12 protein-coding genes are annotated in these 15582 nt (G+C 61.2%); 1 reads left to right on the top strand and 11 read right to left on the bottom strand.

Annotated features, from left to right (window positions below):
* Nucleotides 1-54: 54 nt before the first annotated feature.
* From TAN611_RS01030 to metE, 3 genes are all read right to left on the bottom strand, one after another.
* Nucleotides 55-1008 carry an ABC transporter substrate-binding protein gene (locus TAN611_RS01030; RefSeq protein ID WP_203067115.1) on the bottom strand — a complete coding sequence of 318 codons (954 nt, stop codon included), beginning with the start codon at nt 1006-1008 and terminating at the stop codon, nt 55-57.
* A gap of 8 nt (nt 1009-1016) precedes the next feature.
* Nucleotides 1017-1811, bottom strand: coding sequence for an ABC transporter ATP-binding protein (locus TAN611_RS01025; protein ID WP_105229401.1), 795 nt, complete (start codon nt 1809-1811; stop codon nt 1017-1019).
* A 227-nt stretch (nt 1812-2038) separates the two neighbouring features.
* Nucleotides 2039-4360 carry a 5-methyltetrahydropteroyltriglutamate--homocysteine S-methyltransferase gene (metE, locus tag TAN611_RS01020; RefSeq protein ID WP_203067114.1) on the bottom strand — a complete coding sequence of 774 codons (2322 nt, stop codon included), beginning with the start codon at nt 4358-4360 and terminating at the stop codon, nt 2039-2041.
* 126 nt (nt 4361-4486) lie between these two features.
* Between metE and metR the strand changes: the two genes are divergently transcribed.
* The gene (gene metR, locus TAN611_RS01015; RefSeq protein ID WP_105229399.1) at nt 4487-5437 is read left to right on the top strand and encodes an HTH-type transcriptional regulator MetR; all 951 of its coding nucleotides are present in this window, start codon (nt 4487-4489) and stop codon (nt 5435-5437) included.
* Nucleotides 5438-5483: 46 nt separating this feature from the next.
* Here metR and TAN611_RS01010 read toward each other — a convergent pair whose 3' ends face one another.
* The 8 genes from TAN611_RS01010 to TAN611_RS00975 all read right to left on the bottom strand — a co-directional run bounded on the left by TAN611_RS01010 (nt 5484) and on the right by TAN611_RS00975 (nt 15452).
* Complete coding sequence (locus tag TAN611_RS01010) at nt 5484-6602, bottom strand: porin (RefSeq protein WP_203067113.1); 1119 nt, start codon at nt 6600-6602, stop codon at nt 5484-5486.
* Nucleotides 6603-6646: 44 nt separating this feature from the next.
* Nucleotides 6647-7765 carry a phosphotransferase gene (locus tag TAN611_RS01005; protein ID WP_158684775.1) on the bottom strand — a complete coding sequence of 373 codons (1119 nt, stop codon included), beginning with the start codon at nt 7763-7765 and terminating at the stop codon, nt 6647-6649.
* 14 nt (nt 7766-7779) lie between these two features.
* Complete coding sequence (locus TAN611_RS01000; RefSeq protein WP_203067112.1) at nt 7780-8880, bottom strand: aminoglycoside phosphotransferase family protein; 1101 nt, start codon at nt 8878-8880, stop codon at nt 7780-7782.
* Complete coding sequence (locus TAN611_RS00995; RefSeq protein WP_203067111.1) at nt 8877-10703, bottom strand: ABC transporter ATP-binding protein; 1827 nt, start codon at nt 10701-10703, stop codon at nt 8877-8879. The genes TAN611_RS01000 and TAN611_RS00995 overlap by 4 nt, the downstream gene beginning before the upstream one ends.
* Complete coding sequence (locus TAN611_RS00990) at nt 10700-11848, bottom strand: glycosyltransferase family 4 protein (protein WP_203067110.1); 1149 nt, start codon at nt 11846-11848, stop codon at nt 10700-10702. Before TAN611_RS00990 ends, TAN611_RS00995 begins: the two co-directional genes overlap by 4 nt.
* Nucleotides 11845-13083 (bottom strand): glycosyltransferase family 4 protein, encoded by a 1239-nt coding sequence (locus TAN611_RS00985; RefSeq protein ID WP_203067109.1) that lies wholly within the window; start codon nt 13081-13083, stop codon nt 11845-11847. Before TAN611_RS00985 ends, TAN611_RS00990 begins: the two co-directional genes overlap by 4 nt.
* Nucleotides 13028-14131 (bottom strand): glycosyltransferase family protein, encoded by a 1104-nt coding sequence (locus TAN611_RS00980; protein ID WP_203067108.1) that lies wholly within the window; start codon nt 14129-14131, stop codon nt 13028-13030. Before TAN611_RS00980 ends, TAN611_RS00985 begins: the two co-directional genes overlap by 56 nt.
* Nucleotides 14132-14591: 460 nt before the next feature.
* Nucleotides 14592-15452, bottom strand: a complete 861-nt coding sequence (locus tag TAN611_RS00975) for a carboxylate/amino acid/amine transporter (protein ID WP_105229391.1) — start codon at nt 15450-15452, stop codon at nt 14592-14594.
* Nucleotides 15453-15582 lie beyond the last annotated feature (130 nt).

Below are 15582 nucleotides of genomic sequence, written 5' to 3'. Positions count from 1 at the left end.
CCAGCAATGCCAACAGCAGTACGATCGCCACGACATAGCGCAGCCTGCCGTTAATCAATCAAAGACCTCCGGATACAGCACGCGCGCCAGTTTCTCTATCGCCGCGATATTGGCCGGCCCGGGCGTCAACTCGGCATACTTCAGGCGCAGATAACGCTGATGACGCACTGCCGGGGTGTGTTTCATTAACGGATTCGCGGCAAGAAACTGCTGCAAGTGCGCCGCGCCTCCCCCATGTTGATAATCCAGCAGCACAATCACATCCGGCTGCTGTCGCGCCACTTCTTCCCACGACGTGGTCGCCCAGCTGGCCGCCAAGTTATCCATCACGTTTTTGCCGCCGGCGGCCTCAATCAGCGCGGTCGGCATGGCATATTTCCCGCTGGTGAAAGGTTTATCCTCACCAGAGTCATAGACAAAGACCTTGGGCGCCGGCCGCTGGCCGATACGTTGACGCAGCGTTTCCAGCCGCTGTCGCCACAGATTAACCAACTGGACAGCCTGCGTTTCACGACCGAAGATTTTCCCCAGTTTCAGCATATCGTCATACAGCAGCGCCATACTGGCGCGCGGCCGTGACCGCTGAGTCCAGATGCAGCTTTCGCTCAACACCAGGGTTTTAATGCCATATTTCGCCAGCGACTGCGGCGTAACCTCGCCGCCGATTTTCATGCCATAGTTCCAGCCGGCGAAGAAGAAATCCGGATTGGCTGCCAACAGCGTTTCCAGTGACGGATACTTGTCCGCCAGCTCGGGAATCGTTCCCTGCTGACGTTTGAATTCGGCATCGACCTGATACCAGCCGGATATGCCGGTCAGCCCGACGATATGCGGCTGCAGCCCCAGCGCAAATGCCATCTCGGCCATGTTTAAATCGTTGATTACCGCCCGCTGCGGCGCAGCGTTGAAGGTCAGCGGTTCGCCGCAGCTGTCGACCGTCACCGGAAACGCCGCACCCAACGCCGGCCACGCCAGCAGCAATAACGCATGCAATACTGCCCTGCTCATAAACACCCTCACCCTGCGCATGGCGGCGCTTCAAAAATATGTAATGGCTGGCCGGTTTGCGGATGCGGGATAACAAAGCTGTCCAACCCGAATACCGCGCGAATACAGTCGGCGGCCAGCGCGCGCTCCGGCACATCGCAGCGCACCAGACGACCGCGTTCAATCACCGCTACCCGGTCGGCAAACGGTGCAACCAGCGGTAAATCATGCAGCACTGCAATCACCGTAATCCCCTTGCGTTTCACCCATGACAACAGGCTGGCACGCGCCAGCGGGTCAAGATGATTGGTCGGCTCATCCAGCAGTAACAGCTGCGGCGTTTGAGCGAAAACGCGCGCCAGCGCCGCCCGCTGTCGCTCGCCGCCGGAAAGCCGGGCAAAGCGGCGCTGCCTCAGCGCCTGCATGCGGGTTTCCAGCAGCGCCTGTTCGACAATCTGCCGGTGTTGCCGCATGCTCCCCTCTCCCTGATAGGGCAAGCGCCCCAAAGAGACGTATTCATCGACGGTAAGGTGCGGATGAGCGCTGTCATTTTGCGCCAGAAGCGCAATCGCGCGGGCGCGCTGCATGCGACTAAGCTGAGACAGGGCGCGGCCGGTAAACCGCACGTCACCGGACGTCGGCTGCAGCTCGCCGGTCAGAATACGCAGCAGCGTGCTTTTGCCGCTGCCGTTAGGGCCGATGATCGCCAGCCGCTCTCCCTGCCGCAGGCTCAGACTGATATCGGACAGCAGCGGTTTACCGCCGATGGACAACGACAGCCGCCGTAATTGCAATAACGCAGGGCCATCAGATTGAACAAACAATGATAACCATCCCAAATAATATGTTATAACATAACAATATCGAATGAGGGCACAGCCCGCAATCCCCTTTAGCACCGTAATAATAAAAAAGGGCGCCGAAGCGCCCTGAAGTTGATGACAAAGTCGTCTGATGGCCGGAGATACCCGGGCCTAGCGTAACGAGGGGCACTCCGGCGGCTTACGCCGCTACGACCCCATCGCCACGCTCTCCCTAATAACTAACTTTGTCAGCAGTCTGAGGGCGCCGAAGCACCCTCAATCCTGTTGCTGTCTGGCTTATGCGTTTCACGCAGGCGCTGCGCCGCCAGCACCATGTTCGCCAGCGACTGACGGGTCTCCGGCCAGCCGCGGGTTTTCAGGCCGCAGTCCGGGTTCACCCACAGGCGCTCCGCCGGAATGTTCTGCGCTGCCTTGCGCAGCAGCGCTTCAATCCATTCCACGCTCGGCACGTTAGGCGAGTGGATATCGTATACGCCCGGCCCGATTTCATTCGGGTATTCGAACTCCTTGAAGGCTTCCAGCAGATCCATATCGGAACGTGAGGTTTCGATCGTGATCACATCCGCATCCAGCGCCGCGATCGAATCCATGATGTCGTTAAACTCGCAGTAACACATATGGGTGTGAATCTGCGTATCGTCACGTGCCACTGCGGCATTCAGCTTGAAGGCATCCACCGCCCAGTTCAGGTAAGCGGCCCAGTCGGAGCGACGCAGCGGCAGCCCTTCGCGCAGCGCCGGTTCGTCAATCTGAATAATGCCGATACCGGCCTTTTCCAGATCTGCCACTTCGTCGCGCAGCGCCAGCGCAATCTGCTTGGCGATGGTTTCACGCGTGACGTCTTCGCGCGGGAACGACCAGCACAGAATGGTCACCGGCCCGGTCAGCATGCCTTTAACCGGCTTGTCGGTCAGCGACTGGGCAAACTTGGCCCACTCGACGGTAATCGCCTGCGGACGGCTGACATCGCCGATAATCACCGGCGGTTTCACACAGCGGGAGCCGTAACTCTGCACCCAGCCATTTTGCGTAAACACAAAGCCGTCGAGGTTTTCACCAAAGTATTCCACCATGTCGTTACGTTCAGCTTCACCGTGCACCAGCACGTCCAGGCCCAGGCGCTCCTGCTCGGCAATCGCCTGTTTGATATGTTCGCCGATACTGGTGCGGTAGTTGCTGCCGTCCAGCCTCCCCTGTTTGAAATCAAGACGCAGGCCGCGGATTTCAGTGGTCTGCGGGAATGAGCCAATGGTGGTGGTCGGCCAGGCCGGCAGGTTGAAGCGCTCGCGTTGCGCGTCGGCGCGCTGCGGATACGGGCTGTTGCGCTCGCTGTCCTGCGCGACGATAGCCGCCAGGCGCTGTTCCACCTGCGCGTTATGTACGCGGCTGGAGTGACGGCGGGCACGGGTTGGCGCGCTGTAGGCGTCCAACTGCGCTTGTTTATCCGCATCCGGGGCATTCAGCGCCGCGCTCAGCAGCGACAGCTCCGCACATTTCTGCAGGGCGAAAGCAAACCAGCTCTTCACCTCTTCATCGAGGCGCGTTTCCACACTCAGGTCGATCGGGCTGTGCAACAGCGAACAGGAAGAGCCAATCCACAGCGGACGGCTGCCCACCAGCGGCTGCAGATTATCGAACCAGCGGCTCAGATCGGCGCGCCATACGTTGCGGCCGTTGATCACACCCAGCGACAGCAGCCAGTCTTTCGGCAATGCATTGTTCAACGCGGCAATATCGTCGTTGCCCGCCACCAGATCGACATGCAGCCCCTGCACCGGCAGCGCGCGGATGGTGTCCAGGTTATGGCCGACGCTGTCGAAATAGGTAGTCAGCAGCAGTTTTACCTGGCCCCGCAGTGCCTGATACGCCGGCTGGTAAGCATCCAGCCACGCCTGCGGCAGCTCCAGCACCAGCGCTGGCTCATCAATTTGCACCCACTCCACGCCGCGTTTGGCCAGCTCCGCCAGTACCTGCTGATACACCGGCAGAATATCCTGCAGCAGCGTCAGGCGGTCAAACGGCTCACCCTTAACCTTGCCCAGCCACAGGTAAGTCAGCGGCCCCAGCAGCACCGGCTTGATCTGATGTCCCAGCGCCAGCGCCTCGTCCACTTCATCCAGCAGCTGCGTCCAGCCCAGCTTGAACCGCTGGCCCTGATGGAATTCCGGCACCATGTAGTGATAGTTGGTGTTAAACCATTTGGTCATTTCCGCCGCCGCTGCCGGCTCGCCGCTCGGAGCGCGGCCGCGGCCAATGCGGAACAGCGTATCCAGATCGACGGTACCATCCTGGTTCTGATGACGTGCCGGCACGTTGCCCAGCAGCAGGCTGGTGGTCAGTACGTGATCGTACCAGGCGAAATCGCCGACCGGCACCAAATCTACTCCGGCCTGCCGTTGTTGCTGCCAGTGACGCGCGCGCAGCTCACGCCCCACGGCCAGCAGTTCTTCCTGCGTTGAGTTACCTGCCCAGTAGCTTTCCTGCGCTTTTTTCAGCTCACGACGTAGCCCAACACGCGGAAAACCCAGAGTGTGATTCAAAATTGTCATCGTCTTTCCCCCATTGTGGCCCGGACAAATGGGCACTTAGCCGTCTAGATGTTTACACATCCATAATCAACAGGTACTGTAGTAACCACAAGCGCAAATTATTCACTGTCACCGTGAAGGACTCTCATGATCGAACTGAAACACTTACGGACGCTGCAGGCACTGCGTAATACCGGCTCGTTAGCCGCCGCGGCAGCCCAACTCCATCAGACCCAGTCTGCCCTTTCGCATCAGTTCAGCGATCTGGAACAGCGTCTGGGTTTCAAGCTGTTCGTTCGCAAAAGCCAGCCGCTGCGCTTTACCGCGCAGGGAGAGATCCTGTTGCAGCTGGCGGAGCAGGTGCTGCCGCAGATCCAACAGGCGCTGCAGGCCTGCCATGAACCGCATCAGACCACGCTGCGCATCGCCATCGAATGTCACAGCTGCATCCAATGGCTGACGCCGGCGCTGGATAACTTCCGCCAGCGCTACCCGCAGGTGGTGATGGATTTTAAATCCGGCGTCACCTTCGACCCGCAGCCGGCCCTGCAGCAGGGCGAGCTGGATCTGGTGATGACCTCCGATATTCTGCCGCGCAGCGGTCTGCACTATTCGCCGATGTTTGATTTTGAGGTGCGTCTGGTACTGGCGCCAGATCACCCGCTGGCCGGTAAAACGCAGATCACACCGGAAGATTTGAGCGATGAAACGCTGATGATTTACCCGGTGCAGCGTCAACGGCTGGATATCTGGCGTTACTTCCTGCAGCCGGCCGGCATCAGTCCGGCGTTAAAAAGCGTCGATAATACGCTGCTGCTGATTCAGATGGTGGCGGCGCGCATGGGCATTGCCGCGCTGCCGCACTGGGTGGTGGAGAGCTTTGAACGTCAGGGGCTGGTGATCACCAAAACCCTGGGCGACGGCCTGTGGAGCCGGCTGTACGCCGCGGTGCGCGACGGCGAACAGCGCCAGGCGATCACCGAAGCGTTTATTCGTTCCGCCCGTCAGCATGCCTGCGATCATCTGCCGTTCGTGCGCGACGCCGCACGCCCCAACGCGGTGCCGCCCGTCACTCAACCGCTGACGTCACAGCCCTGAACCCATGCCGGCCGGACGCCCGATCGTCGGCGTCCGGCCGGGCGCTTTAGAAATAGATGCGCAGCCCCAGCCCCAGCAGTCTGTCGGTCACTTTTTCGTACCGGTCGGCGCGTTGATCTTCATGGGCCAGCTCGACCCAGGTGACGACCTTTTTCGTCAGTTCATAATCTGCGCCTATCACATAACGCTGCTCCCGCCAGTTATTGGCGTCATGGTTGCCCGCCTTCCGGTAATAGCCGCCGTAGAGATTACCCCGGCCCCAGTCCCAGTTTGCTCCCAGCCCCAGCAGTTCAGCCTTCGGCGTCCCGTTGACTTTTTTATACGCATCTCCCGAGCGCTGGTTGTCGTTTTTGATGCGCAACCGCCCGTAGTCAACCGCCAGAGAGAGATCGAGATCCGCCAGGGTATACTCTGCGCCGATGCCCCAGATCTCTTCTTTGATCGCCTTCACCCGCGCCTTGCTGTCCATATAATTCTGGGGTTTCTTCGCGCGTTCGCCGTTGCCTTCCGCCATACCGTATCCTGCGGCCAGCCGCAGGTTCGCCTGACGGAAAAAGGCCGCCAGCGTGTAGGCGTTATTGATATCGTTAATCTCATCGCCGTTTTGCAGGGTGTAGGTTGCGCCGGCGCTGAAACCGGCAAACTCGGCGGACATCATGCGCACAGAATTGGACACGCGGCCGATAAAGTCATTTTTACCGTCATCGGAGCTGCCGGTGGAACGGCCAATATATCTATCGCCGAAATCCAATACGCCGCCATATTCGTAGGTATAGTCTGAACGCGCCACCTTATCGAACGGCGACAGGACGCGACCAATGGCGATATTGCCAAGACTGCGCCGCGCCAGACCGACATACGCCTGGCGGTTGCCCAGTTTGAATTTGTTCTCCGCCGACTGGGTATCGTTGCCAAACTCTAAATAACCAAAACCGCGCAGGTCGCTGTCGATTTGGTGTGAAATGCCAATACCAAAACGCGAACTCTCATCCTTGATATGCGTGCTGTTTTGCCCCGCGTCGGTTTTCTTCGCATTTTCGAACATCAGGCGAATTGAACCGGAAAAATCCAGCGTGGTGCCCTTTTCTTCATACAGCGTTATCGCCTCAGCCGCACCAGAAAGGAATAACAACGGTACTGCCGCTAAACATGAATTCCTTATCATCCTTCTCTCCCGCTTGTTCATACCCCGTCGCCGATACAGACGGCTTACAGCCCCTGATGGTCGTCAGCCTGCACCATATGCTTAGCCATTTTTTGCCAGGCAGGCCGCCACTGATAAACGCCAGTCAGGCGGATCCAGCTCAGTTCGGTAAATAAGTTCGCACGCGCCATCGACGCCTCATCCGGCGCCCAACCGTTCAGCAAGGCCTGTCGCGCCAGACGAAAACGAGTAAAACTGAGCGAGGGCTCCAGTCCGCTGCACCAGGCATGCTGATAGGCCCGCAACCGCAGATGTGCCAATACGTTGCCCAGATCCAGCGCCGCATCGCCCAGCGCCAGCGTGTCAAAATCCAGCAGCGCCGGCCCGTCCGGCGTGAACAACACCTGTTTGTCGTGCAAATCACGATGCAGCAGAGACAGCGGTACGACGCCCTCACCGGCCAGCGCGCCGCAAAGCTGCTGACTGCGCTGGTGCAGAACCAGCACGCGCTCCGGCGGCACCTGCCCAGACAGCATCATGCGCATCAGCCAGTCATCAACGATGCGCCACTCATCCTCAAGGCGATGCTGAGGCAAACCACACCAGTCGGCAGGGAGTTCACGTTGACAGCGGCGCATCATGCTGCCGAAGGCAAACCAGCAACCGGCCAGCCCACCGTCATCCAGCGACGGGTCATTTCCCAGTTCGGCCAGCGTCCGGCCCGCCAGCGGGGCGGTGATTAACGCCGCATCGTCATGCTGCAACAGCGCCGCCAACACGGCGTGTCCGCCGTAATAGCGTGCGGCGCACGCCTGACGATGCACCAGCGCCGGCGCTTTCCCCGGCCGCAGCACCTTGATAAAGCCGTGGACGGAACGGATCACCGCCCGCTTTCCCCTGCGGTGCGCCACGACCACGGCGCTGGGGTCGTCCCGCAGCGCGTGCTGTAAATGCCCCGTCAGCGCCGGCAACGCCGCATCCTGACCATAGGGATGAAGTCGCAGCCACTGCGCCTCCTCCGGCAGGAGCGGATTGACACTCAGCAGCGCTGCATGACGACGGCTGCGATCGCCGTGCATCGGCGTCGCCTCCACGATGATGCGCTTCACCGCCGGCGGCAGACTATCGTCCAGCGACGGCCAGCAGCGCTGCAGACGCCAGACGCCGCCTGACAGAGCAAACATGATCTCCGGTAGTTTCATTCCAGCACCGCCCACGCCTGTTGAATGCGCGCCTGCAGTGCACCCTGCCAGCTCTCATCGCCATAACGATACGGTTCGGCCGCCCGCTGAAGCAGCGCATACGCCACCCACGCCGACAGCGCAGGGTAAGGCAGCGCAGGCAGGCTGCGTAAGTTGCCCTGCAGCATCTCAACCGCCAACAGCGAGCCGATGTCCATCACCGGCTGCCCGTAGCCGGCGCGATCGACATCGATCAAACGCGGCGGTCGCCGGGCGTGCCACACAATCTGGTCGGCGGAAAAATCGCCGTGCACCAACCCCGGCGGCCGGTTCAGCGAGTCCGCAACGGCCGCCGATAAGCGTTCCGTCAACCGCCGCACCTGATGGTGCAGCGCCGGCAGCAGCCAGCACAGCGTGCGTTCAGCCTGCGCCAGCGTCTGCGCGAACCAGCTTGCGTCATAATGTGGCAGATCCAGGCCGTCGGCGTGCAGCGCATGCAGCCGGGCCACAGCAAACAAGGACTCCTCCAGCCTCTCGGCCGGCACGCTCCCGGCGGTTTCACCTTCCAGCCACTGCAGGCTGACGATATGATGCCGTGTGTCCATCCGTTGCAACGCCGCCCCCAACCCTGCCTGATGAACCAGCCTCACCACCGCTGCATAAGCCGGCGTGCAGCGGGCCAGCACTCTGACCAACGAAGAACCGCCATGCTGCTCTTCCACCCGCAACACCATCCGCCGCCCCGGTCGATATTTCAGCAGCGACCAGCCTGTCGTCGCCTCGCCAGACAGCCGGCGACGCAATACCCGCCAGCCGCGGTGCAGCGCCGGATCGAGCGCCATGCTGCCCATGATCGCTCCGGATCCCAGTGCGAGCAGCGGCAGGCCGTACCGCTCAGCGCGCTGCCTGAATTTATTCGCCTTCAGTGGATCGGCGTGGACATAGAGCCAGCCTCTGCCGAGGCCGTCGCCGAAGTCGCCCGAGATCTCTCCCCACACCGAAGTGCCGGGCTTGACGCGCAGGTAATGGCAGCCGATGGGCTGCCCGGCCATCTGGGTTAACGCCTGATCGCTCAACGCGCGCCGGATAGCCTGCGGATCCACCAGATTAATCATCATATTTCCCCTCCGTGCTGCGAGTGGCTGCGGGCGCGCTCTGCCCCCCAGCGAGCAAAACGACCATCCCCCGCCAGCAAGGCGTCCCGCGGCCCGGACTCAACCACCCTGCCGTCCTCCAGCCAGATGATGCGTTCACAGCGCATCGCGACGTCAAAGTCATGGGTGATCACCAGCGTGGTTCTGGCGCGAATCAAGCGGTCAAGGCTATTGAGCACCGCCTGCGCCGCCCGGCTGTCCAGCCCAGACGTCACCTCATCCAGCACCACCACCGCCGCATCGCGCAACAGCGCCCGGGCAATGGCAATACGCTGACGCTGGCCGCCGGACAGCGTCTCGCCGCGCTCCCCGAGCACCGTATCAAAACCGGCCGGCAGCGCCTGAATAAAGGCCAGGGCGTCGGCCTGCCGGGCGGCGGCGACAATGGCCGCATCGTCTGCGGCCAAATTGCCCATGCGGATGTTGTCGCGAATACTCATGGCGAACAGCACCGGCTCCTGATGCACCACCGCCACCTGCGCACGCAGAGAAGCCAGCATCAGGCCGCGCAACGGCCGCCCGTCAAGGCGCACCTCACCCCGGGCAGGATCCTGCAGACGCATCACCAGCGCCGCCAGACTGGACTTCCCGGCTCCGGATGCGCCGACCAGCGCGACATGCTCGCCGGCCCGAATATGCAGCTCAACGCCCTTCAACACCGGCGCACCGCCGTAGTCTGACCAGACATGGTCAAAATGCAGTTCGCCGCGCACCGGTTCGGAACAGGGCCGCGCATCGGCAGCATCGCTGATTGCGGGCTGCTGCCGCAGCACCTGCATCACCCGCTCGCCCGAGGCGGCGGCGCGCGCGATCCTGCCGCTATATTTCGCCACGTCGCGCAACGGTTTCATGGTGGTTTTCATGTACGTCAGAAACAGCACCAAATCGCCTGGCGTCATCTCGCTGCGCAGCACCTGCAGCCCGCCGAAAAACAACACCGCCCCTACGGCAAGGGCCACCAGCACATCGGTGGCGCGCTCCAGTGCCGCGGCCAGCCGCCGCGCCCGCACGCCTTCAGTCAGCGATTTTTGATTAGCGCCGGCAAAACGTTGGCTGAACGCCGACTCCAGGCCATAAGCCTGCACCACTGCAATCGCCCCCAGCGTTTCATGCGCCAGCGAAGCCAGCGCCCCCTCCTGCTTCCGGGTTTTCCGCGCTGCGGCGGTGATTTTCGGGGCGGAATAGCGGGTGGCGAGCACAAACGCCGCAGCACAGCCCAAGACACACAGGGCCAGCGGCGGGTTGAGCCACAGCATCACGCCGCTCATGGCCACCAGGGTCAGCATGTTGCCCATCAGCGGCAGGCCGGCGGTGACCGCCACCTCCTGCAGACGGCCGATATCCGCCACCAGCCGCTGCACCAGATCGCCCTGCGGCGTAGTACGGTGATACTGTACGCTCAGACGCTGCACGTGCTGATACAGATCGGCGCGCAGCCGGGTGGCGATGCGGCTGCCGGTCAGCGCAAAGGCCAGCGTGGTCAGAAAGCTCGCCATCGCGCGCAACATCGCCAGCGCCAGCGCACAGCCGCCGCAGACAAGCAGCAGCCACAGCGTCGCCGGCGCCATATCGCCGTCCAGACGAGCGCCCAGCGAAACCGACAGCGCGTCAATCACATATTTCACCGGCCACGGCTCGGCAACGCGCAGCACTACCTCCGTCAACATCGCCAGTACGCCGCCGGCGGCAAGCTTCTTCTGCTGGCGCAGGTAAGGCAGCATATGGCGCACCATCCGTCCGAGCGACGACGCGAATGCGTACGCCTCAGGCCCTGTCGCTGACGTCATCGCCGTCCTCCTGGCGTCACGCCGGCCGCCATCGCCTGCAGCATACGCGCCATCACCCGCTGCCAGCTTTGACCCAGCGCCCAGCGGCGCGCCGCCTGCCCCAGCCGTTCGCGCAACGCCGGGTCATCCGCCAATGCCAGCAGGTGGCGCGTGAGCGCCTGGCTGTCGCCCGGGGTAAACATCAGCGCCGTTTCACCGTGCAGCAGAATATCCGTCAGTTGCCCATGCGCGCCCGCCACGATCGGCAGCCCGGCGGCGGCATATTCAAACACCTTGAGCGGGGAGAAATAGGGTTCCGCCTCGGCGGTATAGGGCGCGACCGCAATGTCCATCCGCTGCAACAGTGCTGGAATAGACTCCGGCGTCACCGCGCCGGTAAATTCAACCTGCAGCGCCAGCCTGGCGGCCAGGCTACGGAGACTCTCGGCCTGCGGGCCGTCGCCGACGATGCACAGCCGCCATGCAGGCCGTCCCGCCTGCGCGGCGGCCTGCAGCAGCACCTCCACCCCGTGCCAAGGCTTCAACGTGCCGACAAAGCCGATGGTTAGCGGGTTTACCGCATCGCGCCACGGCGGCGGAACGATACGTTCGGTATTAACGCCGTTGGGCAATATCAACACCCTGGCGGCCGGCGCATGATGCAGCACCCAGTCGGCAACGGCGGAAGAAACCGCCACCACTACGCTGGCCGCCCGCGCCGCCGCCTGCAGTGTCGCCAGCGCCCGGTCGTAATAGATCAGGCTGCGATATTTACGCTGCTCCTCCAGCAGCGGCGCATTCACCTCCAGCGCGCAGGGGATGCCAAGCTCGCTGGCCGTCAGCATCACGTCGGCGCTGAATAATGAATAACGTTCAATCACCCGTTCCGGACGCTGAACGGCAATTGCCTCCGCCATCCGGCGGCCGGCTCGCCACACCGCCTCCTCGCGTTCGCGGGGCGTCTGCGCCCCCGGCGGCAGCGGGAACACCTCAACCGGCAGATCCGCCAGGTCAGCAGGTACCGCATCGCCGCGCCGCAGGCATAACGCATTAACCTGATGCCCGGCGCGGCGCAGGGCGCGGATGACCTCCTGCACATGAACGCTGGCTCCTTTGGTGCCGAACAGCGCAATGCCGGGATCCGCACACACATAGGCAATCCTCATCGGTGCGTCCCCCCGGCGGGCGGCGGCTCCGCCTGCGCCTGCGCCAGCAGCTGCGCCTGCACGGCGGCGTCGAAGTTGCGTTCGATCAGACTGCGGCCGGCATCGGCCAGGCGGCAACTCAACGCCCGATCCCGAGCCAGCCGCAGCATCGCCTCCGCCAGTGCCTCTGCATCATGCTGCCGCACCAGCAAACCGGTTTCCTCATGGCGGATCGCCTCGGGAATGCCGGTCACATCCGTCGCGATGCAGGGAATACCCAGCGCCATCGCCTCCAGCAGCACCGTCGGCAGTCCGTCCGCATTGCCGTCTTCCGCCACCACGCAGGGCGCGGCAAACGCCGTCGCCTGCCGCAACAGCGGGATCACCTGCTCCCGCGGCAACGCGCCGCGCAGCGCCACCTGCTGCGCCAGACCGAGGCGCATAATCTGCGCCTGCAGCCGAGCCTGCTCCACGCCGCTGCCGATAATGTCCACTTGAAAGCCGACACCCCGATCGCGCAGCAGTCCGGCAGCGTCAATCAGGGTCGCAAAGCCTTTTTTTGGCACCAGACGCCCTACGGCGATAAAACGTGGCGACGCATCCGGCAGAGCGCTGGGCGCCTGGAAAGTAAAGGTTTTTAGATCCAGCCCGTTGTAGATACGCCGGATCCGAAAACCGCCGTGCGGATCCGCGGCGCTCAGGCGCGTTTCCAACCAGCGGGCGTTGTAATCACTGATAGCGACCACATGGTGCGCCTGGGAAAACAGCTGCCGCAAATGTGTGTGAGATACCGACTGATGGAACAGGTCTTTAGCATGGGCGGTTACCGAGAACGGCACCCCCGCCAAACGCGCCGCCAGCGCCGCCGTATCGGCGGACACCGTGGCGAAATGCGCATGCAGATGGTCGATTTTGTGCGCCCGCACCTGGCATGCAATTGCGCAGGCCTGCGCCGCCACCTCCATTGGCTGGCTGAATAAAACGGGCAGCAATGAATTCAGCGCAGGTAGCTGCTGCTGCGCCTGGCGCAGCAGTGCCCATAACGCATCCGCCGTTTGCGGCCGTATCGGATAACACACCGGCGCCTTGACTCGCCGCACCGCATCATGAATCAACGCCTCATCAGGCGTGCGCAGGGAAAAGATGTCCAGCGTTTCTCCCGCCGCTTCACGCGCCAGAATCTCCGTTGAGATAAAGGTTTCAGACAGCTTGGGATAGGTTTTCAGCACATATCCTGTGCGCGGTGTCCGTTGCATCAGCAGTTCCTTCCTTGGTGGTTAATAATGAGCTGGCCAGAGCCGGCACATGCTGCAGGCCATCCAGATCTATCCTGCTCCGTACAACGCGCCGTCCGCTGCACCGCTCCAGCCAGTCACCGACGAACGCCGGCGTGATCCGGTCAATCGGGCACATATCGATCAGGCCGCATTCTGCCAGCACCTGAGCCCGGATTTGCTGCTCCAGGCGCGGCGAACGACGCGGCACCACCAGCGTCGGCGTGTCGGTCGCCAACGCTTCGCACAGCGTGTTGTATCCCCCCATGGTCAGCAGACCGGCAGCGTAGGCGATACGGGTGGCCGCATGTTCGATAAACGATGTCACGCTGATGGCCGGCGAAGAGACCATCAGGCGCAGGGCTGCAACGTCTTCTGCCGGCATATCAGGGCCGGTGCAGACAAGATGCTGATACCCAGCGGGCACCCTGGCTCTGACGGCGGCCTGAGCGACGGGAAAACCGTCCGACCCTGCGCCGACAAAGGTCAGGAACTGCCGTCCCCACTGATTTTTCATCGCGGCGTCAGGTTCGCCCAGCGTACGCCGCCCTTTGGCGAGATAACCGGTGAAATCGCTTATCGCGCGTAACTCTTCGGGCAGCTCGCCGGAATCAAACGGGGAATGAATGCGCGGATCGCTATAAATCCAGATCCGATGATAATATTCTCTGACCGCCTGATGACTGCCGCTGGCATACCATTGGGCCAGCGCGGTTTCTGGCCCGTCCAATATATCCCGCAGGCCAAGCACCAGCCGGGTTGTCGTCAGCGTCTTTAATGCCGGCAACAGCTCACCCTGTAAACCTGCAGGATGTTTATCAACAATTAAAATATCCGGCTCAAACGCCTCCAGTGCGGAAGCGATAATTTTTGCGCGCAGCGCCGCCAATTCCGCCAGCGGCATAACTAATTGACGTGAGCGGTAATTACCGCCGAGTTTTTCATAACCGGGCAGCACCAGAAGATCCCAATTATCCGGCCGACTCAGACGGCCTGCATGGTGGTTGCCTGAGATCAATAATCCGGTCACAGGCCCGTACAAACCGCGGCTCAGGCTGTATGAAAGCGCCAGGTTTCGCCGTAAGTGTCCCAGACCGACAGCATCATGCGAATACAGCACAATTCTAATAGGTTTACCGCATTCCATACGTCACCTTTATTGTTTTTTAGCCTAACGTTCATTCGCTCAGATAACGCCGCCAGAGTCAGGAATGAAAATCATCAATTGTTATTCACAAACAAATATATATCCCTTGAATATTAAGTCATTATATATTGCCAAAGATAAAATATATTTGGGAATAAACCGAATTAGCTGCGAATAATAAAAAAACAAACGGAATTAATACAGAAAATAACGGGAATATACTTAGTTAAGCGAGAAATATGAGAAATAACCTGAAGCGATAAATAAACGTGAAGGATGTAATAACGGAAAAGACGGCGCCACGAACGAAAAAATATTGAATTCTGTTCGCAGCGCGTCTGTCTTAAAGTGCTTCTTTCACCGCCACCCAGCGCCGGTGTACCCACAGCGAGGCGCAAATCACCGCGCCGCCGATAATAAAGCTCGGCCAGTGCGGCTGCTGCTGCCAGATAGCCAGGTTAACCAACAGCCCGGCCGGCACATGCATATTGTTCATAATGCCGAGGGTACCGGCATCCACCTGCGTCGCGCCGTAGTTCCACATAAAATAGCCCAGCCCCGACGCCACCACGCCCAGCCAGACCAGAATGCCCCACTGCAGACCGGTGGTCGGCAACTGTTGCGGGTTCCCCCACAGCAACCAGGCCGCAACGGCCACCACCAGCGCCCCCAGATAGAACCAGGAAAACGCGGTATGCTGCGGCAGCGGATGCACTTCCATCAGGCGCTTATAGCCGACAATGCCGATGGCGAAGCTGATATTGGCTGCCTGCACCAGCAGCAGCCCCAGCCAGAAGTGTTCGCTCAGCTGGTGATAGCGGATAATCGCCGCCCCCAGCACCGCCAGCAGAGCGCTGAACATATAACCCCAACGCAGGCGCCGGCGGCTGAGCAAATCGTAGATCAGCGTGATGTACAGCGGCGTCAGCACGGTAAACAGCAGAAACTCCGGCACCGTCAGATACAAAAAGGCGCGGAAGCTGAACAGGTACATGATGCCCAGCTGGCAGGCTCCCACCAACATATACAGCAGGATCACCCGCCCCTTGATGTTGCGCCAGCGCAGAAACGGCAGGAATACCACGGCCGCCAGGCCGATACGAATCAGCACCGAAAACCAACTGTCCACCTGACCCGCGAGATATTCGCCAATCAGGCTAAAAGAGAATGCCCATAAAATGGTAGTAATAACCAGCAGTAGCACGTCGGGAATTTCCTATGCACGGTAAAACAGCGATTGTAACGGATGGCAGCGCCCGATGCGGCACGAATCGGGTTTACATCTGGTCAATAATAGAACTCACAGCATTTTTACCGCTTTGCGTTAAGCTTAA

The organism is Serratia sp. Tan611 (genome assembly GCF_905188235.1).
GTDB lineage: Bacteria > Pseudomonadota > Gammaproteobacteria > Enterobacterales > Enterobacteriaceae > Serratia_B > Serratia_B rhizosphaerae.
This window is presented reverse-complemented; position numbering and strand designations above follow the sequence as displayed.

Bases quoted from the DNA above. Each gene is read 5' to 3' on its own strand.
- TAN611_RS01030 (WP_203067115.1), bottom strand. From the start codon at position 1,008: ATGAGCAGGGCAGTATTGCATGCGTTATTGCTGCTGGCGTGGCCGGCG.
- metE (WP_203067114.1), bottom strand. From the start codon at position 4,360: ATGACAATTTTGAATCACACTCTGGGTTTTCCGCGTGTTGGGCTACGT.
- metR (WP_105229399.1), top strand. From the start codon at position 4,487: ATGATCGAACTGAAACACTTACGGACGCTGCAGGCACTGCGTAATACC.
- TAN611_RS01010 (WP_203067113.1), bottom strand. From the start codon at position 6,602: ATGATAAGGAATTCATGTTTAGCGGCAGTACCGTTGTTATTCCTTTCT.
- TAN611_RS01005 (WP_158684775.1), bottom strand. From the start codon at position 7,765: ATGTTTGCTCTGTCAGGCGGCGTCTGGCGTCTGCAGCGCTGCTGGCCG.
- TAN611_RS01000 (WP_203067112.1), bottom strand. From the start codon at position 8,880: ATGATGATTAATCTGGTGGATCCGCAGGCTATCCGGCGCGCGTTGAGC.
- TAN611_RS00995 (WP_203067111.1), bottom strand. From the start codon at position 10,703: ATGACGTCAGCGACAGGGCCTGAGGCGTACGCATTCGCGTCGTCGCTC.
- TAN611_RS00990 (WP_203067110.1), bottom strand. From the start codon at position 11,848: ATGAGGATTGCCTATGTGTGTGCGGATCCCGGCATTGCGCTGTTCGGC.
- TAN611_RS00985 (WP_203067109.1), bottom strand. From the start codon at position 13,083: ATGCAACGGACACCGCGCACAGGATATGTGCTGAAAACCTATCCCAAG.